Annotated in this window: 2 protein-coding genes and 1 pseudogene; all 3 read right to left on the bottom strand. The window is 36.8% G+C overall.

Annotated elements, in window-relative coordinates:
- A pseudogene (locus tag ACFIK1_RS09500) lies at positions 1-546 on the bottom strand (hypothetical protein); the annotation flags it as partial.
- Positions 547-631: 85 nt separating this feature from the next.
- Positions 632-1,150 carry a Rha family transcriptional regulator gene (locus tag ACFIK1_RS09495; protein ID WP_375635162.1) on the bottom strand — a complete coding sequence of 173 codons (519 nt, stop codon included), beginning with the start codon at positions 1,148-1,150 and terminating at the stop codon, positions 632-634.
- A 287-nt stretch (positions 1,151-1,437) separates the two neighbouring features.
- Positions 1,438-1,741 (bottom strand): hypothetical protein (locus tag ACFIK1_RS09490; protein ID WP_375662662.1); only part of this gene is annotated, 304 nt, incomplete at its 5' end.

Here is a 1,741-nt window from a genome sequence, read left to right as displayed (position 1 = left end):
GGCATTGTCATAAATTTTTGCCTCTATACTAATAAAAGCTTTTCCATAAACCACGGCATTATCACAAACTTGACCACAAACTTTAGCATTGCCATAAACCTTGGCATTGCCATTAACCACACACTTGCCATAAACCCACCCCTTGCCACGAACCCACATGGTACCACTAATACTAGCATTATCAAAAATCTCAGCATTGCCATAAACATGGGTATCACGACCATAAACCTTGGCTTTATCACTCACTATAACGTTACCATAAACTTTAGCATTTTGAGCAACAACGGCTTCATTACGTATTTTAGCATTTTCACTAACGACAGCATCATATGCTGCAATAGCATCATCATACACCCAGCAATTCCCATCATGAGAGAGGTTGCTTTCCTTTTCAATAAAACCACCGAGGTCCCCAGCTTTTACATCATCAAAATCCCTTAATGCACGAATACGATAAAAGTATCTAGGTTGACCGGTTTCAGCATCTTTAACTTCTTTAATTTCGTCTGTAATTTCATATTTTTTAGATACATTTTTAGTGGTCATAGGTAGCTCCTAATCTAATATTTAAACAATTTTTTGAATGAAAGAATTTTAAAGAGGGGCGCCCCCGCCGCGCCCGCGCCGTTATTTACGCTGCTTTTGCAATAGCGTTTGTTAAGACACGCTTGGCTTCTGTCGTAACCAATTTGTAATGATCAAGCTCTTTTTGTAGATCATTTACATACGATAAACGCGCAGCAATCATTCCCAAAACTTTACCAATTCCCTCAGGAGCTTTTAAACTTTCATAAGAAAATAAATCATTATCTCTAGAGAATAAATCATGATTTTTTGATTGGCTTTTTAATTCATAAAAAGCTTTAACAAGCGCCTTTTTAAATGCACGCACCGTGTCATTATTGCGCATATATGTCATCAGTAGAGTTGCTTGTGATTCATTAAGGATGGCAACTTCTCTCTTTTGTATTCCACCCTTGGTTTCAAAGGGTAGCATTTCAAATGCGACCCTTCCAAGTTCTTCAAAGTCTTTAATATTTTGACGAACCAACTGTATAACTGTTTTGTGCTTATTACCTACACCCTCTGCAATTTTCAAAGAAGTTGTGACAGCAATACCAGCATTGTTGATTGTTACTAAATTGTTCATAGGGAACTCCTACATGTTTAAAATTTCTATTGACACTCTAAAAGAGTGCCGGGCGCTAGAAACACGGCATGTAGTCCGTCGTCACGCCTTTCCCATAAGGGTATTGTATAGCGTAACCACACCCGACAAAATCGTTATATGCCAATAATAGCATAAAAATAAAGCCAAATTTTGAAGCAGGAAAAGATTGTTTCGTAATCTATTCGCTACATGTTTAGTGTTTCTAGCACTTAATGATTCGTTTAACAGAATGACCTTTTAAAGTCAATACGTATTTTTTATTTTTTTCATTTTTTTTCATTTTGATACCTACCTAGTTGAATACCAAGTGCTTTCTCTAGCTCGTTGTCTATATCATCATAAGTTTTCACTGCTTTAACTGTACGTTTTTTGATTTCCCTATTCACCTCGTCTATCAACGCTTCACAACTCAAAACGCTTTTCGGAATACCACCCCCATAAATCCACGCTTTCACTTGAGCCTTGGTACTGTAATCAACTTTCTCAGGTATCTCATGATACTGACCACCGTCAAATTCTTCATATTCTCTTGTACCATCATCATATTCGTAAAGATTGTAAAAATACTCT

Origin of the sequence: Bartonella sp. OC16QHHD, assembly GCF_042194035.1 — a bacterium.
Taxonomy (GTDB): domain Bacteria; phylum Pseudomonadota; class Alphaproteobacteria; order Rhizobiales; family Rhizobiaceae; genus Bartonella.
Note: the sequence above shows the minus strand (reverse complement) of the source record. Positions and strands in the feature narration are given on the sequence as shown.